The organism is Pseudomonas sp. 478 (assembly GCF_003254125.1).
Taxonomy (GTDB): Bacteria; Pseudomonadota; Gammaproteobacteria; order Pseudomonadales; family Pseudomonadaceae; genus Aquipseudomonas.
The window spans coordinates 413,313-439,926 of sequence record NZ_QKZG01000003.1 but is presented as its reverse complement, the minus strand read 5'-3'; the positions used below and the strand labels follow the sequence as shown (position 1 = coordinate 439,926).

Here is a 26,614-nt window from a genome sequence, read left to right as displayed (position 1 = left end):
CTGGCCCAGCGCGCGCTGTTTTCATGAAACTAATCGTAAAAGTCTTTCCCGAGATCACCATCAAGAGCCGCCCGGTACGGATGCGTTTCATCCGCCAGTTGGCCAAAAACATCCGTACCGTGCTCCGCGACCTGGACCCGGCTGTGGTGGTGAACGGTGTGTGGGACAATCTCGAGCTGGAAACCCGCGTCAGCGAGCCCAAAGCCTTGAAGGAGATGACCGAGCGCCTGAGCTGCATGCCGGGCATCGCGCATTTCCTGCAAGTCGACGAATACCCGCTGGGTGACTTCGACGACATCGTCGCCAAGTGCAAGCAGCACTTTGGTGATGCGTTGGCCGGGAAGATTTTTTCGGTGCGCTGCAAGCGTGCCGGCAAGCATGAATTCAGTTCGATGGACGTCGAGAAATACGTCGGCAGCCAACTGCGTCGTCAGTGCGGCGCCGCCGGAATTTCGCTGAAAGAGCCGGAAATCGAAGTACGCCTCGAAATTCGCGACAAACGGTTGTTCGTGATCCACAACCAGCACAACAGCATCGGCGGTTATCCGCTGGGTGCCCTGGAACAGACACTTGTGCTGATGTCCGGCGGCTTCGATTCCACAGTTGCTGCTTACCAGATCATGCGCCGCGGCCTGATGAGCCATTTCTGCTTCTTCAATCTGGGCGGACGAGCCCATGAACTGGGCGTTATGGAAGTCGCGCACTTCATCTGGAAGAAGTACGGCAGCTCCCAACGCGTGTTATTTGTGAGTGTGCCTTTCGAGGAAGTACTGGGAGAAATTCTCGGGAAAGTCGATAACAGTCATATGGGCGTAGTTTTGAAGCGTATGATGTTGCGCGCTGCTTCCCGTATTGCCGATCGGCTGGAGATCGAAGCGCTGGTCACCGGCGAAGCGATTTCCCAGGTGTCGAGCCAGACGCTGCCGAACCTGTCCGTGATCGACTGCGTGACCGACAAGCTGGTCTTGCGTCCGCTGATCGCCAGTCACAAGCAGGACATCATCGACCTGGCCAACGAAATCGGGACTGCCGACTTCGCCAAGCACATGCCGGAATACTGCGGGGTCATCTCGGTGAACCCCAAGACCCACGCCAAGCGTCCACGCGTGGAGTACGAAGAACAACAGTTCGACATGGCAGTACTTGAGCGTGCGCTCGAGAACGCCAAACTGGTGCCGATCGATCGCGTGATCGACGAATTGGGCCAGGACTTGCAGATCGAAGAAGTCAGTGAAGCGCTGGCTGGTCAGATCGTCATCGACATCCGTCATCCGGATGCCGCTGAAGACGACCCGCTGAGCCTCGTTGGCATTGAGGTACAAACGATGCCGTTTTATGCATTGAACGCTCGTTTCAAGGAACTGGACCCTACTCGCCAGTACCTGCTGTATTGCGACAAAGGCGTGATGAGTCGCCTGCATGCCCACCATTTGCTCAGTGAGGGGCATGCCAATGTGCGCGTTTATCGACCGAGCTAAGAGCCCGGGGCTGTACGCCTGTGGCCTGCGTCACCGGCCCCCCGACTCTGCCGTCAAGCTGTAACGGCAAGGCCTGACTCTACTGTAAATCGCTGCCAAGACTTGTCAGCACACCGAATCCTCTGATCGAGATACACAAGTGATCGAAAATCTACGCAACATCGCCATCATTGCTCACGTTGACCATGGTAAGACCACCCTGGTAGACAAACTCTTGCGTCAATCCGGCACCCTGGAGCGCAACGAGCTCAACGACGAGCGCGTGATGGACTCCAACGACCAGGAGAAAGAGCGCGGTATTACCATTCTGGCGAAAAACACCGCCATCAACTGGAACGGCCACCACATCAACATTGTGGACACCCCGGGCCACGCCGACTTCGGCGGCGAAGTTGAACGCGTAATGTCGATGGTTGACTCCGTTCTGCTGCTGGTTGACGCTCAAGACGGCCCTATGCCGCAAACCCGTTTCGTGACCAAGAAGGCTTTCGAAGCCGGCCTGCGTCCAATCGTGGTCATCAACAAGGTTGACCGTCCAGGCGCGCGTCCGGACTGGGTTCTGGACCAGATCTTCGACCTGTTCGACAACCTGGGTGCTACCGAAGAACAGCTGGACTTCAAAGTCGTCTACGCCTCGGCCCTGAACGGCATTGCCGGTCTGGAACACACCGACATGGCTGAAGACATGACCCCGCTGTACCAGGCGATCATTGACCACGTACCGGCTCCAAAAGTTGACCGTGACGGTCCGTTCCAGATGCAAATCTCGGCACTGGACTACAACAGCTTCCTGGGTGTTATCGGCGTTGGCCGTATCGCCCGTGGTCGCGTCAAGCCGAACACTCAAGTTGTGGCTATCGACGCCGACGGCAAGCGCCGTAACGGTCGTATCCTGAAGCTGATGGGTCACCACGGTCTGCACCGTATCGACGTTGACGAAGCAGCTGCCGGCGACATCGTCTGCATCAGCGGCTTCGACCAGCTGTTCATCTCCGACACTCTGTGCGACCCACTGAACGTCGAAGCGATGAAGCCGCTGACCGTTGACGAACCAACCGTTTCCATGACCTTCCAGGTTAACGACTCGCCGTTCTGCGGTCGTGAAGGCAAGTTCGTCACCAGCCGTAACATCAAAGAGCGTCTGGACAAAGAACTGCTCTACAACGTTGCCCTGCGCGTTGAAGAAGGCGACACCGCCGACAAGTTCAAAGTCTCCGGCCGTGGTGAGCTGCACCTCTCGGTACTGATCGAAACCATGCGTCGCGAAGGCTTCGAAATGGGTGTTGGTCGTCCGGAAGTGATCATCCGCATGGTTGACGGCGTCAAGCACGAACCGTACGAAAACGTGACCATCGACCTGCCAGAAGAATCGCAAGGTTCGATCATGGAACAGATCGGTATCCGTAAAGGCGACCTGACCAACATGGTTCCGGATGGCAAGGGCCGTGTGCGCCTTGAGTACAACATCCCGGCTCGTGGCTTGATCGGTTTCCGTAACGAGTTCCTGACCCTGACCTCCGGTGCAGGCATCCTGACCTCGATCTTCGACCGTTACGACGTGATGAAGTCCGGCGACATGTCCGGCCGTCAGAACGGCGTGCTGGTTTCGGTTGCTACCGGTAAGGCGCTGACTTACTCGCTGGAAACCCTGCAAGCTCGCGGCAAACTGTTCCTGGGTCACGGTGAAGACGTGTACGAAGGTCAAATCGTCGGCATCAACAGCCGCGACAACGACCTGGGCGTTAACCCAACCAAAGGCAAGAAGCTCGACAACATGCGTGCCTCGGGTAAAGACGAAACCATCGCTCTGGTTCCGCCTATCCGTTTCACCCTGGAACAAGCGCTTGAGTTCGTGCAAGAAGACGAACTGTGCGAAGTCACTCCTAAGTCCATCCGTCTTCGTAAGAAGATCCTGGGCGAAAGCGAGCGTACCCGCGCTGCCAAGAAAGCCGGTAACTGAGTTTCGACTTAGTTAGCTGCTAAAAAAACGCCCCCGACCGCAAGGTCGGGGGCGTTTTTGTTTGTTTGGGGAAGGGGAAATTGATGGTGGAGTTTTCAGAATCTTGGGATGACTTGGGATCGCCCCCTCACCCTAACCCTCTCCCCAAGGGGTAGAGGGGACTGACCAAGTTGTTCTTTCGAGATACATCGACCTGAAATATCGAGTCGAACTCAGGTTTGAAAAGCTTGAAGATCTGCTCCCTTTCCCCCTCTCCCCACTGGGGAGAGGGCTGGGGTGAGGGGGGGCTCAAGAACGACGCAGAATCGGCCCTTAGCCTCGATCAGAACTTTTCGAGGGTGCGGCGGCTCTCGCTGGTCTCGCGCGCCACTTCTTTGGGCTTATACGCGCAATACCCCGGCCGCGGCCCGATTTTCGGGTGGTTGCGGCAAGTATCCGGGCGCTTTTCATAAATAGTGCACAGACGGCTCTTACGATCCAGGTACAGGCAATCGTTGTTGCTCATGCGCTGAAGGGTGAAGATCTCGGACTTCTGGTTGTAACGCTCGACGATCCCTTCCTTCTGCAGACGCTTGGCGATGTTCTTCGGCGGCTCGCCGCGCTCGAATTCATCGACGATGCCGATACGGATCAGATCCTTGATCTTGACCTCGACCGGCAGGGTGCAGCAGCTGGAAACGCACGAACCACACATCGGGGCGGAGTACTTGGCCCAGGTGTCGAGGCGATCGATCTCCGCGGCGGCGATCAGGTTGGACTTCATCATCGGTTGTTACCAGCGTGCATCAGGGCGCGCGATCATACCGGGACTGGTGGATTTTTGAACAACCTTTCGCCAGATTTTTTCGTATTCCGCCCAATAACACCTGTAACCCGGCACGGCCCCTGCATTCTTTCCGGTGCGCGGCAAGGTAATGTCGATCTATCTCACACTAACGGGAAAAACTGCCGAACCAGAGTTCCAACGGCCTGTCAGACCGTCTAGGCTCAACTACTCCACGCTCGCTCGAGGTCCTATCAATGACTCAAGAACCACTTGTTCGCGAAGCAGAGGTGGCCGCATTTCGCGACGCCGTCTTGACCAAACTCACCTACGCGGTGGGCAAAGACCCGGATCACGCCTTCGACCACGACTGGTTCGAAGCCATTGCCCTGGCGGCGCGCGATCACATGGTCGAGCACTGGATGGATCACACCCGGCAGATCTACCGCAAAGGTCAAAAGCGGGTTTATTACCTCTCCCTCGAATTTCTGATCGGCCGTCTGCTCTATGACAGCCTGAGCAACCTTGGCCTGCTGGACGTCGCCCGCGAGGCCATGACTGAACTCGGCGTCGACCTCGAGCGCATCCGTCTGCTGGAGCCCGACGCCGCGCTGGGCAACGGCGGCCTCGGTCGTCTGGCCGCGTGCTTCATGGAAAGCATGTCGACCCTCGGCATTGCCGGCCACGGTTACGGCATTCGTTACGAACACGGCTTGTTCCGCCAGGCCATCGTCGACGGCTGGCAACAGGAGCAGACCGAACACTGGCTGGATTTCGGTAACCCTTGGGAGTTCGAACGGCCAGAGGTCGTTTACCCGATCGGTTTCGGCGGCAGTGTCGAAACCGTCACCGACGAAACCGGCAAGTCCAAGCAAGTCTGGGCGCCAGCGGAAACCGTTCGCGCCATTGCTTATGACACGCCGGTCGTCGGCTGGCGCGGGGCGAGCGTCAACACGCTGCGCCTGTGGCGCGCCCGGGCCATGGAAGATTTGCACCTGGAACGCTTCAACGCCGGCGACCACTTGGGCGCCGTGGCAGAAGTCGCCCGGGCCGAAAGCATTTCCCGGGTGCTCTACCCGGCGGACAGTACCGAAGCGGGCCAGGAGCTGCGCCTGCGTCAGGAGTATTTCTTCGTCGCCGCGTCCTTGCAGGACTTGCTGCGCCGCCATCGCAACATGCACACCTCGGTCCTGACCCTGGGCGATCATGCCGCGATCCAGCTCAACGACACCCACCCCTCGATTGCCGTGGCCGAGCTGATGCGTCAGCTGGTCGACGTTTACGACGTCGCGTGGGATGCCGCGTGGCAAGTCACCGTCGATACGCTGTCCTACACCAACCACACGCTGCTGCCGGAAGCGCTGGAAACCTGGCCGGTCGGTTTGATGGAGCGGATGCTGCCGCGGCACATGCAGATCATTTACCTGATCAACGCCCAGCACATCGATTCGCTGCGGGCCAAGGGTATCCATGACTTCGAGGTCCTGCGCGCGGTGTCGCTGATCGAAGAAGACAACGGCCGCCGCGTGCGCATGGGCAACCTGGCGTTCCTTGGTTCCCACAGCGTCAACGGCGTGTCCGGGCTGCACACGCAGCTGATGCGCAAAACCGTGTTCTCCGAACTGCACAAAATCTACCCGGACCGGATCAACAACAAGACCAACGGCATCACCTTCCGCCGCTGGCTCTACCAGGCCAACCCGGAGTTGACCTCGATGATGGTCGACGCCCTCGGCCCGGATCTGCTGGACAACGCCGAAGAGCGTTTGCTCGGCCTGGAGCCATTCGCCGAGAAAGCCGCGTTCCGCAAGGCTTTCGCCGAGCAGCGCCTGCACAGCAAAAAAGCCCTGGCGTACATCATTCACGAACGGTTGGGGGTCGCGGTCAACCCGGCCGCGATGTTCGACGTGCAGGTCAAACGGATCCACGAATACAAACGGCAGCTGCTCAACCTGTTGCACACCGTTGCGCTGTATCAGGCGATTCGCGCCGAGCCGGAAGTCGATTGGGTGCCGCGGGTGAAGATCTTCGCCGGCAAGGCGGCGGCCAGTTATCACCAGGCCAAGCTGATCATCAAACTGACCAACGACATCGCCCGGGTGGTAAACAACGACCCGACGGTGCGCGGTTTGCTCAAAGTGGTGTTCTTGCCCAACTACAACGTCAGTCTGGCGGAAAGCATCATCCCGGCAGCGGATTTGTCGGAGCAGATTTCCACCGCAGGCTTCGAGGCTTCGGGCACCAGCAATATGAAGTTCGGCCTCAACGGCGCGCTGACCATCGGCACCCTGGACGGGGCCAACGTGGAAATGTGCGAACGCATCGGCGTCGAACACATGTTTATCTTCGGCCTCAGCGCTCAGCAGGTTGAAGCGCGCAAGCAGAACCATGAGTTCAATGCGACGCCTGATATTGCGGCCTCCCATCGGCTTAATGACGTCTTGCAAGCGATACGCGGCGGGGTGTTCTCGCCGGATGATCCTTCCCGTTACACAGGATTGATCGATTCGCTGATCGACTACGATCGCTTCCTGGTCTGCGCCGATTTCGACTCCTATTGGGAAGCGCAGATGCGGGTAGAAGCCCATTGGCACGATTCTCAAGCATGGTGGCGTTCGGCAGTGCTGAGCACCTCCAGGATGGGCTGGTTCTCGTCCGACCGGACCATTCGCGAGTACGCCACGGATATCTGGAAAGCTTTGGAGTAACTTTTAGCAATAATTGCGAGCAAGGCCCGACGGTTGTTGGGCCTGGCCGATATACTAAGCGCCAACTTGACCCTTTGTGGGAGCGGGCTTGCTCGCGAAAGCGGTTGATCATTCAGCATTCATGTTGACTGACCAACCGCTTTCGCGAGCAAGCCCGCTCCCACATTGGATTTGTGGTGCAGATGCAATCTGCTCTCACACTGGATTCCGGGTGACTGGTCACTAGACTGAACCAGACGCTGTATCGCCCGGATTCGCCCCGCAGCGGGGCCGCTTAGGGATATCGACCATGCAATGGATGTTCATGCTGATAGGGCTGGTGCTGGGCTGGGTACTCGACGAGTCGTTCAGCGATGCGCTGCTGGGCGCGCTGCTCGGGTTGGGTATTGGCCAGGCCATTCGCATTGGCCGTCTGGGTTCACAGGCTGCCGAGCAACGTAAGCTACTTGATCAGGCTCAGATCGCGCTGAATGCGGTGCAGCAACGGCTGTCATTGCTGGAAGTGTCAGGCGTCAAGACGCAGGAATCCCACGAACCCGAGCCGTCTCCTGAGTTCACGCTCGACGAAATCCCTGCCGAAGCCCCGGAGCTGACCTGGGAACTCCCTCCCGAACTGGAACCGATTACCGCGGCGGCCGCCGAAGCGAGTCGTCCAGTGCCCGTCGATGCCTGGAAACCCGAACCGGTCGCCCGCGAACCACAACAACCCGCCATCCCGCGTGGCCCGAACTTCATCGATCGCGCCATCAGTGGCGCCCGCAACTGGCTGTTCGGCGGGAACACGGTGCTGCGGGTCGGTGTGGTGCTGTTGTTTCTCGGCCTGGCCTTCCTGCTGCGTTACGCCACCGAAGGCATGGTGGTGCCGATCGAGTTGCGTTACGCCGGTGTTGCGGCGGCGGCATTGGGGCTTCTGGGGCTGGGTTGGTGGCTTAGAACACGCAACAGCCATTTCGCGTTGATGTTGCAGGGCACCGGGATCGCGGTGCTGTACCTGACCGTGTTTGCCGCGATGCGCCTGCATCCGCTGCTCGACCCTACGGCGGCGTTAGGCCTGCTGGTCGCGGTGACGGTGTTCTCGGCGATCCTCGCCATCACCCAGGATGCCTTGGGCCTGGCTGCCGCTGCGGCGTTGGGCGGTTTTGCCGCGCCGATCCTGACCTCCACCGGCGCTGGCAACCATGTCGCGTTGTTCAGCTACTTCGCCTTACTCAACGCCGGCATCCTCGCCATCGCCTGGTTCAAGGCCTGGCGGCTGCTCAACCTGATCGGCTTCGTCGGCACCTTCGGCATCAGTTTCGCCTGGGGCCTGCGTTCCTATACGCCGGAGTTGTTGTGGAGTACCGAGCCGTTCCTGATCGTGTTCTTCCTGATGTACCTGGCCATCGGTCTGCTGTTCGCCCGGCGCAAGTTGCTGGAAATGAGCGACGCCCCCGAGGATGGCAGCCGTGAAGCGCTGCTGCATTGGTCGGCGCGCAAGGGCGATTACGTCGACGGCACGATGCTGTTCGGTCCTCCGTTGGTGGGCTTCGGCTTGCAGTTCGCGTTGGTCCAGCACTTGGAATTCGCCTCAGCCTTCAGCGCGTTGGCGTTGGGCGTGATTTACATGGGCCTGGCGCGGCTGCTGATGGGCGGACGAGCGTTGCTGTTGGCGGAAACCTGTCTGGCGTTGGGGGTGATCTTCGCCAGCCTGGCGATTCCGTTGGGGCTCGATGCGCGCTGGACTGCCGCCGCTTGGGCCGTCGAAGGCGCCGGCATCTTCTGGCTGGGCCTGCGTCAGCAACGACCGCTGGCCCGAGCCTTTGCCTTGCTGTTGCAGCTGGGCTCGGCGCTGACTTTTATCAGCGAACTGCGGATCGGTGAAAGCAGCCTGCTCGACGGTGCGCCGCTGGGCGCGTTGATGCTCGGCGTGGCGTTGTTGTTCAGCTTCTACCAGTTGCGCAAAGCCTTGCCCGAGCAGACGTCGGACTGGGAGCGCAAAGGGCTGCCCGTGTTGGCCTGCCTCGGTTTGACCTTCCTTTATCTGCTGGCGCCGTTGTTCTTCTTCACTCACGGCACGGCGATCAGTTGGGCGCTGGCGGGGTTGGCGACCTTGTTCGTTGGCTTGCGTCTGCAGTCGCGCACCTTCCTGTTCACCGCATTCGCCGTGCAGTTGCTCGGCGGTGCGTTGTTCCTGCTGCGGCTGCAAGGTTCGAGCGGTGAGTCTGGCGCCGTGTTCAGTGCGGGTTGGAGCGGATTGCTGAGCGCGTCGTTGATCGGCCTGGCGCTGATCGCTGGCATGTTGCTGGCGGCGCGCGATGAGATGGTCCGAAGCGACGTGCGATTGCTGCGCGGCTTGTCGGTGGTGCTGCTGGCCGGTCTGGTGTTGATCAATCTGGCGGTGCTGTTCGTCCTGCCTTGGCAAACAGCGAGTGCGGTATGGGCGGCCAGCGGTCTGTTCATCATCTGGCTGAGTCTGTACCTGAAGCAGCGAGTGAGTTTTGTCTTCGGTTTGCTGTTGCAGGTGATCGGTGGCGCGGCGTTCCTGATGGCCGGGCCGGATTTGCTCGGACCGCTTGCGAGTGAAGGATTGAAGCCTCTGGCTCACAGCGGTTTCTGGACGCCGCTGGTGTTGGGTTTGGCTGCGATGGTTGGGGCCTGGCGCTTGCAGCTCGGCAATCATGCGTCGGCCTTCGATGGGCTGAGTTTGCAGCGTTTGTCTGAAGTGCTGCTGGTGTGGGGCGCGGCTTGGTGGGCGCTGGCGTGGGTCAGTGAGGTGCTGCGCTTCGCACCGTTGAATCTGCAAGCGACGTTGTTGCTGGCCGTTGCGGCGCTGAGCGTGGCGCTGTGGACGGTGTTGGCGTTGCGTTTGAAATGGTCGTCGCTGGGCTTGCTCTGCACCTTGCTGATGCCTGCGGCCGGTTTGGTGTTATTGGCTGCGTGGCACTCGCGTTATCACCCGGCGGCCAATTTTGGTTGGCTGGTATGGGCGGCCGTGTTCGTTGTGCACTTCATCTCCCTGCGGCGTCTGGTGCCGATGTTGCCGGCGCGCGCCCTCAGTACCGCGCACGTGCTCGGCTGCTGGCTGTTGATCGGTGTGTTGGCCCTGGAGCTGCGTTACGGCCTGTTGCTGTTGTCCGAGCAGTACAACGCCTGGCGCTGGTTGGGTTGGGCGATTCTGCCGAGCCTGTATCTGGTGCTCGCGGCCGCACCCCGTGCCTGGCCATGGCCGGTGTCGACTTATGCCCGCGAATACCGTGTCTATGCCGCCGCACCATTGGCATTACTCATGCTCGGCTGGTTCTGGCTGGCGAACATCGTCAGCGACGGCACCGCCGAGCCGTTGCCTTACGTACCGCTGATCAACCCGCTGGAGCTGGGTCTGCTGTTTGCGCTGTTCGGCGTCTACGTGTGGTCCCGCAGCGCCGTGACGCAACTGGCGATTCGCAAGGACTATGCTGAACACGCCACGCAACTGATCGCTGGCGCCTCGCTGTTTGTGTTCTTCACGGCGCTGGTGATGCGCACAGCCCACCATTGGGGCGGTGTGCCGTTCGAGCTGGATACGTTGCTCGAATCCATGCTGGTGCAGGCCGGTCTGTCCATCGTCTGGACCTTGATGGCCCTGAGTCTGATGATCGGCGGTCATTTGCGTCATCGCCGCGAAGTCTGGCTGATCGGAGCGGCGCTGATTGGTGTGGTGGTGGCCAAACTGTTCTTTGTCGAATTGAGTAACCGCGGCGGACTCGCCCGGATCGTCTCGTTTATCGGCGTTGGCGTGTTGTTGTTGGTGGTGGGCTATTTCGCCCCGTTGCCGCCCAAGCGCTTTGATGCTGATCCGGAGGCTGAAAAACCGGCCCCGCAAACCGAAGGAGTGTCGTCTTGAGTCAGAAGCTGAACCTGGTCTGGTTGGGCGCTGTTGCGCTGGGTGTGGCGCTGTCGGCCAGTGCCCAGGAAAAACTGGCGGACTTCGCCACGCAGGTGCCGTTGTCGGTCAGCGGCGAAGGTCCGTGGTATCGCCTCGAATTGCCATTGAGCGTGCAATTGAATGCGCGGCAAACCGATCTCAGTGATGTGCGCGTGTTCAATGCCGCCGGAGAGGCGCAGGCGTATTCCTTGGCGCGCGCGCCGGCGCAGACCAGCGAAAACCGTACCCTGACCGACGTGAAATGGTTCCCGCTGTACAACTCGGCAGACTCCACCGAGCACGCACCGAGCGTGCGGGTGCAATCGAGCGCCAACGGCACGCTGGTCGAAGTACAACCGTCCAGTCAGCTGGAGGCGGGCGAAGAAATGCTGCGCGGCTGGTTGCTCGATGCCAGCAGCATCAAAGCTCCGTTGCAGCAGTTGATCCTCGACTGGACCAGCGAACGCGACGGCTTCCAGCGTTTCACCATCGAAGCCAGCGACGACTTGCAGCATTGGCAGTCTTGGGGTGAAGGTCAGGTGGCGCGTCTGACGTTTGCTGACGAACAGGTCGAGCAACATGCAGTCGCCCTGCCGGGTCAGTCGGCCCGTTATCTGCGCTTGCTGTGGAGCACGCCGCAATCGGCACCGACGTTGACTTCGGCGCAGCTGCAAAGCGCCAAGACCCGCAGCTTGCCGTTACCGCTTGTCTGGTCGCAACCGCTGGCCGGCAGCAGCGTAAAGGCCGGTGAATACACCTGGCAATTACCCATGGGACTGAATGTCGAGCGCTTGCAGGTCGAGTTGAGTCAGCCCAACAGTTTGGCGCCCGTGACCTTATCCGGTCGTCGGGAAAGTAGCCTGCCGTGGCAGCCGATGAGCAGCGGTTTGCTCTATCGCTTGACCCAGAATGGCCAGGACGTGGTGCAGAACGAATTGCAGCTGTCGGGGCAAATCGTTCAGCAGTTGAAGCTGACGGTGGACGAGCGCGGCGGCGGTCTGGGGGCAGAGGCGCCGACAGTGCGATTCGCCGTGCGCTCCATTCAATTGGTGTTCCTGGCGCGCGGGGCGGGGCCTTATACGCTCGCGCTGGGAAGTGCCACGGTGAAGGCGGCGAGCCTACCGCTGTCGACGTTGATTCCAGATTACAGCGCTGCGAAGTTGGCGACATTGGGCAAGGCTACGGTGGACGGCGGGGCGGTGGCCACACCCGCGTCGACCGTGACAACGGCTGCGACGATCGACACAAACTGGAAGAAAATCGGGCTGTGGGCGGTGTTGCTGCTCAGTGTTTTGTTCCTGGGCGCGATGGCGTTCAGTCTGTTGCGCAAGCCTGTTACCAAATCCTGAGAATGGCTGGCGCTGCGCGCCATTCGCGAGCAAGCCCGCTCCCACAAATGTTCGCATTCCAATGTGGGAGCGACGGTGCGGCGATCCGACCTGCTCGCGAAGGCGGTTTATCGGTCGGTAAAGAACCCGGATTCGAACTACGCTCAACCGGGCGCATGAACTCTATTGGATGTAACACGTCTGATAGGAGGAAATGCGCCCTGACTCGCGTTAAACTGCGCGGGTTTTTAGCCCCCCATTCCACCGGAGCCTTCCATGTCCCGCGTTACCCTGAGTCGCTATTTGATTGAGCAGACCCGTAGCAACAACACCCCTGCCGATCTGCGTTTCCTGATCGAAGTGGTGGCGCGTGCTTGCAAAGAGATCAACCACGCCGTGTCCAAAGGCGCCCTCGGTGGTGTTCTGGGCAGCATGGGCACCGAAAACGTCCAAGGTGAAGTGCAGAAGAAACTCGACGTGATCTCCAACGAGATCCTGCTCGAAGCCAACGAATGGGGCGGTCACCTGGCGGGCATGGCGTCCGAAGAAATGGACAACGCCTACCAGATCCCGGGCAAATACCCGAAAGGCGCATACCTGCTGGTTTTCGACCCATTGGATGGCTCGTCGAACATCGATATCAACGCGCCGGTCGGTACTATCTTCTCGGTGCTGCGTTGCCCGAACGAATACCTGAGCCAAAACGAGCCCTTGAACGAAAAGGCTTTCTTGCAGCCAGGCACTGAGCAAGTGGCTGCCGGTTACGCGATCTACGGTCCACAGACCATGTTGATCCTGACCCTGGGCGACGGCGTAAAAGGCTTCACCCTGGACCGCGAAATGGGCAGCTTCGTTCTGACCCATGAGGACATCAAGATTCCGGAGTCTACTCAGGAATTCGCGATCAACTCCTCCAACCAGCGTCACTGGGAAGCGCCGGTACAACGCTACGTCAGCGAATTGCTGGCTGGCGAAGAAGGCCCGCTGAAAAAGAACTACAACATGCGCTGGGTCGCCGCGATGGTCGCGGACGTGCACCGCATCCTGACCCGTGGTGGCTTGTTCATGTACCCACGCGACAGCCGCGAGCCGTCCAAGCCGGGCAAGCTACGTCTGATGTACGAAGCCAACCCGATGTCGTTCCTGGTTGAACAGGCTGGCGGCGCTTCCACCGATGGCCATCAGCGCATCCTCGACATCAAGCCTGACGGCTTGCACCAGCGTGTCGCGGTGTTCCTCGGTTCGAAAGAAGAAGTCGAGCGCGTCACGGCTTACCACAAGGAATAAACCATGACCGCGCCCTGGCAGCCGTTGCTCGAATGGTGGTTCGGAACATTCGAATCCCCCAGCGAAATAGCGGCTGACAAGGGCAAGTTATGGTTCGGCAAGCGCGACAGCCAGGACCTCGAAGCGCAGACGCGTTTCGGGGACTGGGTCGAGCAGGCACTGGCCGGCGGATTGACCGAGTGGGCGCAACGCCCCGAAGGTTGGCTGGCCCTGGTGCTGCTGCTCGATCAGCTCCCGCGAATGATCTTTCGCGACACTCCCAAATCCTTTTCAGGCGATCTCAGGGCTCAGGCTCTGGTGGCGCAAGGCATTGCTGCGGATTTCGATCGGCAGTTGCAGCCGATCCAGCGGGTATTCATCTACCTGGTGTTTGAGCATTGCGAAAATCTGGCGGTGCAGAACGAAGCGGTTTCGCGGTTTATCGAGCTGGTTGAACAGCAACCCGAGGCGGATCGTGCGGTGTTTGCGGACAACCTGGATTATGCCGAGCGGCATCAGAAGATCATTGCGCGGTTTGGACGGTTTCCACATCGCAATGCGGTGTTGGGACGAGAATCTACGGCTGAGGAAATTGAGTTTCTTTCAGCGCCTGGTTCAAGGTTCTAAATCTTCATCGCGGCTGATGCAGCCTTCGCGAGCAAGCCCGCTCCCACAGTGGACTTGTGATCGACGCAAATCCACTGTGGGAGCGGGCTTGCTCGCGAAGGGGCCCGCAAGAATGGCTTAAATCCTGAAGCTTCCGACCAATTGCTTCAACCGCGCCGCCTGCTGCTCAAGATCCGCACACGCGCGCAACGTCGACTGCAAGTTCTCCACGCCTTCCTGGTTCAGCGTGTTGATCTCGGTAATGTCGACATTGATCGACTCCACCACAGCCGTCTGCTCTTCCGTCGCAGTGGCCACCGACTGGTTCATCCCGTCGATCTCACCGATGCGCTGGGTCACGCTGCCCAGACGTTCGCCCGCCTGGTTGGCGATGCCGACGCTGCTTTCGCTCTGGCGCTGGCTGTCGGTCATGGTTATCACGGCTTCCCGGGCGCCGACTTGCAGCTCCTCGATCATCTTCTGCACTTGCTGCGCCGAATCCTGAGTCCGGTGCGCGAGGTTACGCACCTCGTCCGCGACCACGGCAAAACCGCGACCGGCTTCACCGGCTCGGGCCGCTTCGATGGCGGCGTTGAGTGCCAGCAGGTTGGTCTGCTGGGAGATGCTGGTGATCACTTCCAGAATCTGCCCGATGTTCACGGTGTTGCTGTTGAGCGTTTCGATGTTGCCGCACGAATCGCTGATCTTCGCCGAGAGCTGCTGCATCGCCGCAATGGTTTTATCGACGACTTGCTGGCCGTCCTCGGCCAATGCACGAGCATCGCTCGAATGCTGAGAGGCGAGGGCGGCGTTCTGGGCGATTTCCTGGGCGGCAGCACCCAGTTCGTTGATGGCGGCGGCCACGCTGCTGGTGCGCGAGGCTTGCTGGTCGGAGTTGAACATCGACGAGTTCGACGCCGCCACCACACGCAAGGCGACTTCGTTGACCTGGCCGGTGGCCGAGGACACTTCGCGAATCGACGTATGAATACGCTCCACAAAGCGGTTGAAGGAGGTGCCCAGTGCACCGAATTCGTCCTGGCCGTGAATCGTCAGGCGTTTGGTCAGGTCACCTTCGCCTTCGGCGATGTCATGCATGGCGCGGCCCATGGTCAGCAGCGGCTGCATCAGGAAGCTGATCAGCATGCCCAGCAGCGCGATGATGATCACCACGGCAATGACCATGGCGATGATCGCCGAGGTGCGGAACTCGCTGAGCATCGAGAATGCGGTGTCCTGATCCAGCACCAGCGCCACGTACCAGTCTGCCGAGGGCACACCGTTGACGTGGGTAAAGGAGATGAACTGACGCTTGCCGTCGATCTCGACTTCTTTCATGCCCGGGCTGACTTTCGGCGCGCCGTTCGGGTAGGCGTCGGTCAGGCTCTTGAGCACCAGTTTGCTGTCCGGGTGGATCAGGATCTTGCCGTCGGCGCTAACAATAAACGCATGGCCGTGGCCGCCGAAGTTCAGCGAGTTGATGATCGCGCTGACGCTAGACAGGTCGATGTCTGCGCCAGCGACGCCGATCATTTGATTCTGATATTTCACCGGGGTGGCAACGGTGATCACCAGTTTGCCCGACGACGCGGCGATGTAAGGTTCGGTGACGATGGTTTGTTGCGCACCGTTGGCCGCCTTGTACCAGCCACGGGCGCGGGGGTCGTAATCCGCTGCACGATTGCCGGCCGGGACCGAGAACATCACACCGTCGGTGCCACCGAAGTAGCTCAACTGAAAATTACTGGTGTAGGCCGGCAGATCGATAGCGCGCTTGAGGTTGGCCTGGGCGCTGCCGTCCACGGCGATCTGCTGGGACAGCGATTGCAGCAACTGCATGCGGCTTTCCAGCCAGGTCTGGATGTTGCTGGTGGTCAGGCTGCCGAGTTCCTGCATCGAGGATTCGGTGTTGCTGCGCAGGGTTTGCCGCTGGCGGTAGTCGTTGAAGAGGATGAAACAAGCGAATGCAACGGCCACCACGAGGGCGGCAGCCAACAAGATCTTGTGGCTGAACTTCATGTTTCTGGTCATTAAATGAGCTACCGCGGAGGGGCTGGTCAACAAAGGGGCGTCAATTTGCCACAGTCGTGGGCGTTGCGCTGCTTTTATGTCGACTGGCCGACGCCAAAGATTAGGCGGTTTTTGCGAAAACCGACGAAATACCCAATAGCGAAAGTAAAGTTGCAGATTTTCCAAATAAGGCAGACGAGCGGCCTGATAAATAGCCGGCCGCCCAGGGAACCAGATAGGGGTTTTCTCTTCTAAGCTTCAGCTTGGCAGCCATGCCATTCCCCTTCGCCCCAGGAGCTACACCATGTCGCTGCGTTCTATCGCCCTGCTTTCGTTCTGCGTGTTGTTGGCCGCTTGCAGCAAGATCAATCAGGAAAACTACTCGAAGCTGTCGTCAGGCATGCCCAAGGCCGAAGTAGAAGCCTTGCTGGGCAAACCCGCCGATTGCTCGGGCGCGCTTGGCATGTCCAGCTGTACCTGGGGCGACAAGAACAGCTTTATCAGCGTGCAGTACGCCGGTGACAAAGTGCTGATGTTTTCCGGCCAAGGCCTGAAGTAAACCGGGGTTATACGCCCACGGGAGAAAAATAATGAAGCGGTTACTGATAGTCCTTTTAGCCGGCCTGGTATTGGTCGGCTGCGCCACCTCTGGCGTAGATCCGTTGGCACCGAAAACTGCCAATAGCGTCAATCTCAAGAAGTACCAAGGGACCTGGTACGAGTTGGCTCGTCTGCCGATGTATTTCCAGCGCAACTGCGCGCAATCCGAAGCCCATTACACGCTCAAGCCTGACGGCACGGTGTTGGTGCACAATCGCTGCCTGACGGCGGACTGGCAATGGGAAGAGGCCAAAGGCATGGCCTGGCCACAGGAACCGGGCAAAACCGACAAGCTGTGGGTCGAGTTCGATACCTGGTTTTCGCGGCTGATTCCGGGTGCGGCGAAGGGAGAGTACTGGGTGTTGTACGTCAGTGATGACTACAAGACCGCCATTGTTGGCGATCCGAGCCGCAAGTATCTGTGGCTGCTGTCCCGGACCCCGACGGTCAATGGCGTCGTGCGTGAGGAACTGCTGAGCAAGGCGCGTCAGCAAGGTTACGACACCACGCGGCTGATCTGGCGCGCGACAGATACGCAGATGGCCAAGACCTCGAACTAATGGCTCGCGAATAACAAATGTGGGAGCGGGCTTGCTCGCGAAGAGGCCATCACATTCAACATATTCGTTGACTGTTAAGCCGCCTTCGCGAGCAAGCCCGCTCCCACATTTTTTTTTGTGTCAGCCCAAGAGATCGCGAAGGACTTGGGTGAAGGCGCGGTTACTTTCTTCTTCGTCCGCATGGCGCCCGTCGCGCACAACCCACTGGCCATTGACCAGCACATCGCGCACCTGGCGATCACCGCCGGCAAACAACCAACGATTGAGAATCCCGTCGCCACTGGCTGTCGCCAGGTACGGATCGTTGCCATCCAGCACCAGCCAATCCGCACGTTTGCCAACTTCCAGCGCGCCAATCGACTGACCCAGCGCTTGAGCGCCGCCATCCAGCGCCGCGTCGTACAGCGTGCGGCCGACCATCGGCTGATCCGCGCCATACAAACGGTTACGGCGCTGGTCACGCAGACGCTGGCCGTATTCCAGCCAGCGCAATTCTTCCACCACGCTCAATGACACATGGCTGTCGGAACCGATGCCCATGCGCCCGCCCTGAGCGAGGAAATCCACCGCCGGGAAAATCCCGTCGCCCAGGTTGGCTTCGGTGGTCAGGCACAAGCCGGCGATGGCGCGACTCTTGGCCATCAGCGTGACTTCTTCCGGGTTGGCGTGGGTGGCGTGAACCAGGCACCAGCGCTGATCGACTTCGGTGTTCTCATACAGCCATTGCAGCGGACGGCGACCGCTCCAGCTCAGGCAGTCATCGACTTCTTTCTGCTGCTCGGCGATGTGGATGTGCACCGGGCACTGCTGGTCGCTGGCGGCCAGCACTTCGCTGATCTGCTGCGGTGTTACCGCGCGCAACGAGTGGAAACACAAACCCAGCGACTGCGCCGGTTGCTGCGCCAGGATCGGCTGCAAGCGCGACTGAAGCTTGAGGTAGTTTTCGGTGCTGTTGATAAAGCGGCGCTGGCCTTCGTTCGGGGCCTGGCCGCCGAAACCGGAATGGCTGTAGAGCACCGGCAGCAGGGTCAGGCCGATCCCGGCGGAACTGGCGGCGTGGCTGATGCGCAGGGCCAGTTCGGCCGGGTCCGCGTAAGGCTGGCCGTTGGTGTCGTGGTGTACATAATGAAATTCCGCGACCGAGGTGTAACCGGCCTTGAGCATTTCGATGTACAGCTGACGGGCGATGATGCCGAGTTGATCCGGGCTGATTTTTCCGACGAGGCGATACATCAAATCGCGCCAGGTCCAGAAACTGTCATTCGGATTACCCGCCACTTCCGCCAGTCCGGCCATGGCGCGCTGGAAGGCGTGGGAGTGTAAATTCGGCATACCCGGCAGCAGCGGACCGCTAAGCCGTTCGGCGCCATTTGCGTTGGAATCGGCCTGGATATGGGTCAACACGCCATCGGCGCTGACCTCAAGGCGTACATTGTTGGCCCATCCACTAGGCAGCAGCGCGCGTTCGGCAAAGAAGGCGGACATGGTTCAGCACCCCATCGTGTGTTATTTGTATATACATATACAGACGTTTGCCTGCTCGGTAAACTCCGGCAAGCTAGCAATCTCTAACAAATGAACAAGGATTAACCGTGCCAACTCCGTCTGCCACATTGCCGCCGAATGCCAATCTGAGCGCCAATCTGGGCGACAGTCCGGCGCCCTTGTACGCCCGCGTCAAACAGATGATCACCCAGCAAATCGACAGTGGAAACTGGCCGCCGCACTACCGCGTTCCGTCGGAAAGCGAACTGGTCAACCAGCTGGGCTTCAGTCGTATGACCATCAACCGCGCCCTGCGCGAGATGACCGCCGACGGTCTGTTGGTGCGCATGCAGGGTGTCGGCACGTTCGTCGCCGAGCCGAAAAGTCAGTCCGCGCTGTTTGAAGTCCACAACATCGCCGACGAAATCGCCTCCCGTGGCCATCGCCACACCTGCAAGGTCATCACCCTCGAAGAAGAGGCTGCCGGTTCCGAGCGCGCACTGGCCCTGGACATGCGTGAAGGCCAGAAAGTCTTTCACTCGTTGATCGTGCATTTTGAAAATGATATCCCGGTGCAAATCGAAGACCGTTTCGTCAACGCATTGGTAGCACCGGACTACCTCAAGCAAGACTTCACCCTGCAAACGCCATACGCCTATCTGAACCAGGTCGCGCCGCTGACGGAAGGCGAACACGTGGTCGAAGCGATTCTGGCCGAGGCCAGCGAGTGCAAGTTGCTGCAGATTGAAAAGGGCGAGCCGTGCCTGCTGATTCGCCGCCGCACCTGGTCCGGCCGTCAGCCAGTGACCGCCGCCCGTTTGATCCACCCCGGTTCCCGTCATCGTCTGGAAGGTCGGTTTCATAAATGAATCAAGTAAAGGTTCTACGCGCAAAAGATTACCCGCGCATGCCGTGGAAAAACGGCGGCGGCAGCACTGAAGAAATCACCCGTGATGGAGGTGCCGGCCTTGAGGGTTTCGGCTGGCGTCTGTCGATTGCCGACATCGGCGAGTCGGGCGGCTTCTCGACATTCGCCGGCTATGAGCGAGTGATCACTGTGCTGCAAGGCGACGGCATGACCTTGCGGGTTGATGGTCAGGACACTCGGCCATTGTTACCGCTGGAGCCCTTTGCTTTCAGCGGCGAGAGCCAGGTTTCCTGCACATTGCTCGGTGGGCCGATCCGCGACTTCAACCTGATTTATGCACCGCAGCGTTATAGCGCGCGGTTGCAGTGGCTGGATGGCGAGCAGCGGTTTTTCAGCTCGGCAGGCACCGTGCTCGTATTCAGTGTCACCGACGAACTTGAAGTGAAGGTCGGTAACAGTGCCTCACAACTCGGTCGCCATGATTGCCTGCAACTCGACGGTAACGCCGGCCTGCTGGAAGTCTCCAGCAATGGCCCATGCTGCGTGATCGAACTGACTGCACGCTGATTAACTGCTGAGGCAATCTAATGTGGTGAGGGGATAAATCCCCTCACCACAAAGCAGCCTTCTACCCCTGTTTCCCATCGCGCACCATTTTGTTACCGAACGCCCCAGCGTGGCGCAAAACCCCGCTCAAGTAACAGCTGTCATCCCCTCACAAAATCCCCCCGAAAAATTTCATCTTTGCCAGAACCCTTGATCCAGGCGCTTTCCAGCCCTTTCAGAACTTTTCTTGAGCACTCATTCAGCAAGTTGGCCGCTTGATTGCATATGCTTGTATGTACAAGTAAAGACGTATGCGTATGAGTCGATCGAGACTCCTCGCAACGTCCACTGATTCGCTTGTGTCGCGTTGACGCGCACAGGCTGGCTTACCCACCGCCAGGGTTGGTTTGGATTGATCGCTGAGGAGTCTTTTTCGTGACTGACAATACCCAGAAACCTACTAAATACCGCAATGTAGAAATCCGTGCCGCACGCGGTAACAAGCTGACCGCCAAGAGCTGGCTGACTGAAGCGCCGCTGCGCATGCTGATGAACAACCTCGACCCGGAAGTCGCCGAGAACCCTAAAGAACTGGTGGTTTACGGTGGTATCGGTCGTGCGGCACGTAACTGGGAATGCTACGACAAGATCGTCGAAAGCCTGACCAACCTGAATGACGACGAGACCCTGCTGGTGCAATCCGGCAAGCCGGTCGGCGTGTTCAAGACCCACAGCAACGCCCCGCGCGTACTGATCGCCAACTCCAACCTGGTGCCACACTGGGCGAGCTGGGAACACTTCAACGAACTCGACGCCAAAGGCCTGGCCATGTACGGCCAGATGACTGCCGGCAGCTGGATCTACATCGGCAGCCAGGGCATCGTTCAAGGTACGTACGAAACCTTCGTCGAAGCCGGTCGCCAACACTACAACGATGACCTGAAAGGTCGTTGGGTACTGACCGCAGGCCTCGGCGGCATGGGTGGCGCTCAACCTCTGGCCGCGACCCTGGCCGGCGCTTGCTCGCTGAACATCGAATGCCAACAGGTCAGCATCGACTTCCGTCTGAACAGCCGTTATGTCGACGAGCAAGCCACCGACCTCGACGACGCGCTGGCCCGCATCGCCAAATACACCAAGGAAGGCAAAGCGATTTCCATCGCCCTGCTGGGTAACGCGGCGGAAATCCTGCCGGAACTGGTCAAGCGTGGCGTGCGCCCGGACATGGTCACCGACCAGACCAGCGCCCACGACCCGCTCAACGGTTACCTGCCAGCCGGCTGGACCTGGGAAGAGTACCGCGCTCGCGCCAAGACCGAGCCTGCTGCCGTGGTCAAGGCCGCCAAGCAATCGATGGCTGTACACGTTAAAGCGATGCTCGAATTCCAGAAAATGGGTATTCCGACCTTCGACTACGGCAACAACATCCGTCAGATGGCTCAGGAAGAAGGCGTCGAGAACGCATTCGACTTCCCGGGTTTCGTACCGGCTTACATCCGTCCGCTGTTCTGCCGCGGTATCGGTCCGTTCCGCTGGGCTGCACTGTCGGGCAACGCCGAAGACATCTACAAAACCGACGCCAAGGTCAAAGAACTGATCCCGGACGACGCGCACCTGCACAACTGGCTGGACATGGCGCGCGAGCGCATCAGTTTCCAAGGGCTGCCGGCACGTATCTGCTGGGTTGGCCTGGGCCTGCGCGCCAAGCTCGGTCTGGCGTTCAACGAAATGGTTCGCAGCGGTGAATTGTCCGCGCCAATCGTGATCGGTCGCGACCACCTGGACTCCGGCTCGGTAGCCAGCCCGAACCGCGAAACCGAGTCGATGCAGGACGGTTCCGATGCCGTGTCCGATTGGCCACTGCTCAACGCTCTGCTCAACACCGCGAGCGGCGCGACCTGGGTTTCCCTGCACCACGGCGGCGGCGTCGGCATGGGCTTCTCCCAGCACTCGGGCATGGTGATTGTCTGCGACGGTACTGACGAAGCGGCAGAGCGTATCGCTCGCGTCCTGCACAACGACCCGGCTACCGGTGTCATGCGTCACGCCGATGCGGGTTACCAGATCGCGATCGACTGCGCCAAGGAACAGGGGCTGAACCTGCCGATGATTACCGGCAAATAACGCAATACCTGTGGGAGCGGGCTTGCTCGCGAAAGCGGTAGACCAGTCGGCATTGATGTTGGATGTGCCGGCCTCTTCGCGAGCAAGCCCGCTCCCACAAAGAGCCGCTTCACAGTGAATTCCAATAACAATCCACAGAGGTTGAATCATGGCTGTTAACAGCGATCGTGCAGGCAGTAAACCGTTGATCGAGAAACGTTCGATCGACTACATCCCGGAAGCGGAAAGACACGGTCGTCTGTTGAGCCAGTTCACCCTGTGGATGGGTGCCAACCTGCAAATCACCGCGATTGTCACCGGGGCCCTGGCCGTGGTGCTGGGCGGTGACGTGTTCTGGTCGTTGATCGGTCTGTTGATCGGTCAACTGCTCGGCGGTGGCGTAATGGCACTGCATGCGGCGCAAGGGCCCAAGCTTGGCCTGCCGCAGATGATCTCCAGCCGGGTGCAGTTCGGCGTGTATGGCGCGGCCATCCCGATCGTGCTGGTGTGTTTGATGTACCTCGGTTTCACCGCAACGGGCACCGTTCTGTCCGGTCAAGCGCTGGGCCAGTTGTTTGATGTCAGCGACAGCGTCGGCATCCTGATCTTCGCCAGTGTCATCGTGCTGGTCACGGTGCTTGGTTATCGGGTGATCCATTGGATCGGCCGTGTTGCCAGTGTCATTGGCGTGATTGCTTTTGTTTATCTGTTCAGCCGTCTGATGAGCCAGGTTGATGTTGGCGCACTGTTGCAAATCCGCCACTTCAGCTGGAGCAGTTTCCTGCTCGCGGTATCGCTCGCGGCGTCCTGGCAGATCGCCTTCGGTCCTTACGTGGCTGACTACTCTCGCTACCTGCCGAGCAAGATTTCCTCGGTGAAAACTTTTTTTGCCGCAGGCGCAGGTTCGGTCATTGGTGCGCAGGTAGCGATGGTCCTCGGCGTGTTCGCTGCCGCATCGGCCAACGGGCAATTCGCTGGCCATGAAGTCGCCTACATCGTCGGTCTGGGCGGTACCGGTACCACCGCTGCGCTGCTGTATTTCAGCATCGCATTCGGCAAGGTCACCATCTCCACGCTGAACTCCTACGGCAGCTTTATGTGCATTGCGACCATCATCAGCGGCTTCCGTGGTGACCTGAAGGTATCGCGCTTGCAGCGTCTGGTCTTCGTGCTGGTCATCGTCGGTGCCGCGACCCTGATGGCGCTGCTCGGTCAGCACTCGTTCCTCGGTGCATTCAAGTCCTTCATCCTGTTCCTGCTGGCGTTCTTCACGCCATGGAGCGCGATCAACCTGGTGGACTACTACTGCATCACCCGCGAACGGTATGACGTGCCGGCACTGGCCGATCCGAACGGTCGCTACGGCCGTTGGAACGCCCTCGGTATCAGCGTCTATGTCTTAGGTGTGCTGGTGCAGCTGCCGTTTATCTCCACCAAGTTCTATACCGGTCCGCTGGTGGCGGCCCTGGGTGATGTGGATATTTCCTGGATCATCGGTCTGGTGATTCCTGCAGCCCTGTATTACGTGTGTGCGAAAAAATGGCACAGCGCAGTTCCCGATCACCTGATCCTGCCGCTCGAGCAGGACAGCGATGCAGCACCTATAACAAGCGGGGCCGGTCGCGCTGCGGCGCAGGCCTGATTGGACGTGGACAGGGCTGGATGCCTCTTGACTGCCGTAAGCCAACTCATGATTAGGAGCGTCACTACAATGAAATCGAACAAGACCCTGCTGACCACATTGCTTTCCATGGGCCTGCTGGCCAGCGCCGGCGCCACTCAGGCGGCGGGTTGGTGCGAGTCGGGCAAACCGGTGAAATTTGCCGGCCTGAACTGGGAAAGCGCCATGCTGCTGACCGACGTGCTGCAAGTCGTGTTGGAGAAAGGCTACGACTGCAAGACCGACAGCCTGCCGGGCAACTCCATCACCATGGAAAACGCCCTGAGCAGCAACGATATTCAAATCTTCGCCGAAGAGTGGGTCGGCCGTAGCGAAGTCTGGAACAAGGCTGAGAAGGCCGGCAAAGTTGTCGGTGTCGGCGCGCCTGTCGTGGGTGCTGTCGAAGGCTGGTACGTGCCGCGTTACGTGATCGAAGGCGACGCCAAGCGCAAGCTGGAGCCTAAAGCCCCGGACCTGAAAGCGATCGCCGATCTGGGTAAATACGCTGCAGTGTTCAAGGACGCCGAAGAACCCTCCAAGGGCCGTTTCTACAACTGCCCGGCTGGCTGGACCTGTGAGCTGGACAACAGTGAAATGCTGAAAAGCTACGGCCTGGAAAGCACCTACACCAACTTCCGTCCGGGCACCGGCCCGGCGCTGGATGCCGCGGTGCTGTCGAGCTACAAGCGTGGCGAGCCGATCCTGTTCTACTACTGGTCGCCAACCCCGCTGATGGGCCAGGTGGATCTGGTCAAACTCGATGAGAAACCAGGCGTGAACAAGCAAGTGACCATCAAGGTCGGTCTGTCCAAGACCTTCCACGAGCAAGCCCCGGAACTGGTGGCTGTGCTGGAAAAGGTCAACCTGCCAATCGACCTGCTTAACCAGAACCTCGGGCGCATGGCCAAAGAGCGGATCGAGTCACCAAAACTGGCGAAAATCTTCCTCAAGGAACATCCTGAAGTCTGGCACGCGTGGGTGAGCGACGACGCAGCCAAAAAGATCGACGCGGCCTTGTAGGTTGAGCCTCTCCGACTGCCCTGAGCGGCAGTCGGATGCTTGATCGCAACCCCTTGATTGAGAGTCTCTTATGTTTCCCGAAAGCTTTACCTTTTCCATCGCCGACTGGGTCAACAGTTGGGTCGATTCGCTGGTCACCAACTACGGCGACGTGTTCCGGCACATCTCCGACACCCTGTTGTGGGCCATCGTCAATCTTGAAGGGCTGCTGCGTGCGGCGCCCTGGTGGCTGATGCTGGCGATCGTGGCGGGCGTTGCCTGGCACGCGACCCGCAAAGTCGTGACCACCGCCGTGATCGTAGGCTTGTTGTTCCTCGTGGGCGCGGTTGGCCTCTGGGACAAGCTGATGCAGACCCTGGCGCTGATGATGGTGGCGACCATCATTTCGGTGATGATCGGCATTCCGCTGGGCATTCTTTCGGCGCGCAGCAATCGCCTGCGTTCGATCTTGATGCCGCTGCTGGACATCATGCAGACCATGCCGAGTTTCGTGTACCTGATCCCAGTGCTGATGCTGTTCGGCCTGGGCAAGGTCCCGGCGATTTTCGCCACCGTGATCTACGCCGCACCACCGCTGATCCGCCTGACTGATCTGGGTATTCGCCAGGTCGACGGCGAAGTGATGGAAGCGATCAACGCCTTCGGTGCCAACCGCTGGCAGCAACTGTTTGGTGTGCAACTTCCGCTGGCCCTGCCGAGCATCATGGCCGGGATTAACCAGACCACCATGATGGCCCTGTCGATGGTAGTGATTGCCTCGATGATCGGTGCCCGTGGCTTGGGTGAGGACGTGTTGGTGGGGATTCAGACCCTCAACGTTGGACGTGGTCTTGAGGCCGGTCTGGCGATCGTGATTTTGGCTGTGGTCATCGACCGTATTACTCAGGCGTATGGTCGGGCACGGCATGAGGTGAGCAAATGAACAACGAAGCCATCAGCAAGATAGAAGTCAAAAACGTCTTCAAGATTTTCGGCAACCGTTCCAAGGACGCGCTGGCCATGATTGGCCAGGGCAAGACCAAGGACCAGGTATTGGCCGAAACCGGCTGCGTGGTCGGCGTGAACGATTTGTCCCTGAGCATCGGCACCGGCGAGATCTTCGTGATCATGGGCCTGTCGGGTTCCGGCAAGTCGACCCTGGTGCGCCACTTCAATCGCCTGATCGACCCGACCAGCGGCGCGATCCTGGTGGACGGCGTGGACATCCTGCAATACGACATGGAAGCCCTGCGCGAATTTCGCCGGCACAAGATCAGCATGGTGTTCCAGAGCTTTGGCCTGCTGCCGCACAAGACCGTGGTGGATAACGTTGCCTACGGCCTGAAAGTGCGTGGCGAGACCAAGCAAATGTGCTCCGAGCGTGCGTTGCACTGGATCAACACCGTGGGCCTCAAGGGCTACGAAAACAAATACCCGCATCAGCTCTCGGGCGGCATGCGTCAGCGTGTGGGCCTGGCTCGCGCCTTGGCGGCGGACACCGACATCATCCTGATGGATGAGGCGTTCAGCGCCCTCGACCCGCTGATTCGCGCGGAAATGCAGGACCAGTTGCTGGAGCTGCAAAAGACCCTGCACAAGACCATCGTCTTTATCACCCACGACCTCGACGAGGCCGTGCGCATCGGCAACCGCATTGCGATTCTCAAGGATGGCCGCCTGATTCAGGTAGGTACCCCAAGAGAGATCCTGCATTCGCCGGCGGATGAGTATGTCGACCGGTTCGTACAACGTCGGGCTGCGGTGGTTTAAGAGATTTGCAGTGACTTTGCT

20 protein-coding genes are annotated in these 26,614 nt (G+C 59.6%); 16 read left to right on the top strand and 4 right to left on the bottom strand.

Annotation, left to right across the window (positions count from 1 at the left end):
• Window positions 1–23 precede the first annotated feature (23 nt).
• Both thiI and typA read left to right on the top strand, forming a co-directional pair.
• Entirely contained in the window at window positions 24–1,478 is a 1,455-nt protein-coding gene (gene thiI, locus DFS28_RS08800; protein WP_111449415.1) for a tRNA uracil 4-sulfurtransferase ThiI, read from the top strand.
• A 139-nt stretch (window positions 1,479–1,617) separates the two neighbouring features.
• Window positions 1,618–3,438: a translational GTPase TypA gene (gene typA / locus DFS28_RS08795; protein WP_033055293.1), complete on the top strand. Its 1,821-nt coding sequence runs from the start codon at window positions 1,618–1,620 to the stop codon at window positions 3,436–3,438.
• Window positions 3,439–3,760: 322 nt separating this feature from the next.
• Here typA and DFS28_RS08790 read toward each other — a convergent pair whose 3' ends face one another.
• Window positions 3,761–4,204, bottom strand: a complete 444-nt coding sequence (locus tag DFS28_RS08790; RefSeq protein WP_008149447.1) for a YkgJ family cysteine cluster protein — start codon at window positions 4,202–4,204, stop codon at window positions 3,761–3,763.
• 254 nt (window positions 4,205–4,458) lie between these two features.
• Between DFS28_RS08790 and DFS28_RS08785 the strand changes: the two genes are divergently transcribed.
• From DFS28_RS08785 to DFS28_RS08755, 5 genes are all read left to right on the top strand, one after another.
• Window positions 4,459–6,909 (top strand): glycogen/starch/alpha-glucan phosphorylase, encoded by a 2,451-nt coding sequence (locus DFS28_RS08785; protein WP_111449414.1) that lies wholly within the window; start codon window positions 4,459–4,461, stop codon window positions 6,907–6,909.
• A gap of 289 nt (window positions 6,910–7,198) precedes the next feature.
• The gene (locus DFS28_RS08775; protein ID WP_111449413.1) at window positions 7,199–10,771 is read left to right on the top strand and encodes a DUF2339 domain-containing protein; all 3,573 of its coding nucleotides are present in this window, start codon (window positions 7,199–7,201) and stop codon (window positions 10,769–10,771) included.
• Window positions 10,768–12,141 (top strand): DUF3999 domain-containing protein, encoded by a 1,374-nt coding sequence (locus tag DFS28_RS08770; RefSeq protein WP_111449412.1) that lies wholly within the window; start codon window positions 10,768–10,770, stop codon window positions 12,139–12,141. The genes DFS28_RS08775 and DFS28_RS08770 overlap by 4 nt, the downstream gene beginning before the upstream one ends.
• 255 nt (window positions 12,142–12,396) lie before the next feature.
• On the top strand, window positions 12,397–13,407 hold the full coding sequence (locus DFS28_RS08760) for a class 1 fructose-bisphosphatase (RefSeq protein ID WP_008149456.1): 1,011 nt from the start codon (window positions 12,397–12,399) through the stop codon (window positions 13,405–13,407).
• Between the two features lie 3 nt (window positions 13,408–13,410).
• Window positions 13,411–14,013, top strand: a complete 603-nt coding sequence (locus DFS28_RS08755) for a DUF924 family protein (protein ID WP_111449410.1) — start codon at window positions 13,411–13,413, stop codon at window positions 14,011–14,013.
• A gap of 117 nt (window positions 14,014–14,130) precedes the next feature.
• Here DFS28_RS08755 and DFS28_RS08750 read toward each other — a convergent pair whose 3' ends face one another.
• Complete coding sequence (locus tag DFS28_RS08750) at window positions 14,131–16,023, bottom strand: methyl-accepting chemotaxis protein (protein ID WP_158539667.1); 1,893 nt, start codon at window positions 16,021–16,023, stop codon at window positions 14,131–14,133.
• A gap of 100 nt (window positions 16,024–16,123) precedes the next feature.
• Complete coding sequence (locus DFS28_RS30500) at window positions 16,124–16,276, bottom strand: hypothetical protein (RefSeq protein ID WP_158539665.1); 153 nt, start codon at window positions 16,274–16,276, stop codon at window positions 16,124–16,126.
• Between the two features lie 30 nt (window positions 16,277–16,306).
• On the opposite strand from DFS28_RS30500, the gene DFS28_RS08745 reads away from it, so the two are divergent.
• Together DFS28_RS08745 and DFS28_RS08740 are read left to right on the top strand one after the other, a co-directional pair.
• Complete coding sequence (locus DFS28_RS08745) at window positions 16,307–16,561, top strand: hypothetical protein (protein WP_111449408.1); 255 nt, start codon at window positions 16,307–16,309, stop codon at window positions 16,559–16,561.
• 31 nt (window positions 16,562–16,592) lie between these two features.
• Window positions 16,593–17,162 carry a lipocalin family protein gene (locus tag DFS28_RS08740; RefSeq protein ID WP_111449407.1) on the top strand — a complete coding sequence of 190 codons (570 nt, stop codon included), beginning with the start codon at window positions 16,593–16,595 and terminating at the stop codon, window positions 17,160–17,162.
• 120 nt (window positions 17,163–17,282) lie between these two features.
• Here DFS28_RS08740 and DFS28_RS08735 read toward each other — a convergent pair whose 3' ends face one another.
• Window positions 17,283–18,647, bottom strand: a complete 1,365-nt coding sequence (locus DFS28_RS08735; RefSeq protein WP_111449406.1) for a formimidoylglutamate deiminase — start codon at window positions 18,645–18,647, stop codon at window positions 17,283–17,285.
• Between the two features lie 200 nt (window positions 18,648–18,847).
• On the opposite strand from DFS28_RS08735, the gene hutC reads away from it, so the two are divergent.
• The 7 genes from hutC to DFS28_RS08700 all read left to right on the top strand — a co-directional run bounded on the left by hutC (window position 18,848) and on the right by DFS28_RS08700 (window position 26,593).
• Window positions 18,848–19,516, top strand: coding sequence for a histidine utilization repressor (gene hutC, locus DFS28_RS08730; RefSeq protein ID WP_236713266.1), 669 nt, complete (start codon window positions 18,848–18,850; stop codon window positions 19,514–19,516).
• Window positions 19,513–20,082: a HutD family protein gene (locus DFS28_RS08725; protein WP_111449405.1), complete on the top strand. Its 570-nt coding sequence runs from the start codon at window positions 19,513–19,515 to the stop codon at window positions 20,080–20,082. The genes hutC and DFS28_RS08725 overlap by 4 nt, the downstream gene beginning before the upstream one ends.
• 414 nt (window positions 20,083–20,496) lie before the next feature.
• Complete coding sequence (gene hutU / locus DFS28_RS08720) at window positions 20,497–22,185, top strand: urocanate hydratase (protein ID WP_033055312.1); 1,689 nt, start codon at window positions 20,497–20,499, stop codon at window positions 22,183–22,185.
• A gap of 148 nt (window positions 22,186–22,333) precedes the next feature.
• Complete coding sequence (locus tag DFS28_RS08715) at window positions 22,334–23,806, top strand: cytosine permease (RefSeq protein WP_111449404.1); 1,473 nt, start codon at window positions 22,334–22,336, stop codon at window positions 23,804–23,806.
• Between the two features lie 69 nt (window positions 23,807–23,875).
• The gene (locus DFS28_RS08710; protein ID WP_111449403.1) at window positions 23,876–24,844 is read left to right on the top strand and encodes an ABC transporter substrate-binding protein; all 969 of its coding nucleotides are present in this window, start codon (window positions 23,876–23,878) and stop codon (window positions 24,842–24,844) included.
• Window positions 24,845–24,914: 70 nt separating this feature from the next.
• Window positions 24,915–25,766, top strand: coding sequence for a proline/glycine betaine ABC transporter permease (locus DFS28_RS08705; protein ID WP_111449402.1), 852 nt, complete (start codon window positions 24,915–24,917; stop codon window positions 25,764–25,766).
• Entirely contained in the window at window positions 25,763–26,593 is an 831-nt protein-coding gene (locus DFS28_RS08700; RefSeq protein WP_052962672.1) for a glycine betaine/L-proline ABC transporter ATP-binding protein, read from the top strand. Before DFS28_RS08705 ends, DFS28_RS08700 begins: the two co-directional genes overlap by 4 nt.
• Window positions 26,594–26,614: the final 21 nt, after the last annotated feature.